Raw genomic sequence first — 230 nt, forward strand, 5'->3', positions numbered from 1 at the left:
GATGGGGCGCAGCGAGATCGCGATGCGTCTGATGTCGGCCGAGTCGAGTGTGCCGTTGCAGAACATGCGCACGGGCACGGTGGATGCGCGTGACTGGACGAACATCGCGCAGGTGCGCGGGCGGATCAACGAGGCGCCGCTGTTCATCGACGACAGCCCGAACATGACGCTGGTCGAGAGCCGCGCGACGTGCCGGCGCTTGAAGCAGCTGCACAACCTTAAGCTCGTGG

General features: G+C 65.7%; 1 protein-coding gene. It reads left to right on the plus strand.

The window, feature by feature from the left end:
* A partial coding sequence (locus ACZ6JE_RS15765) for a DnaB-like helicase C-terminal domain-containing protein (RefSeq protein ID WP_464319563.1) occupies positions 1-230 on the plus strand: 230 nt, incomplete at both ends.

This window comes from Frigoribacterium sp. AC759 (assembly GCF_979256015.1).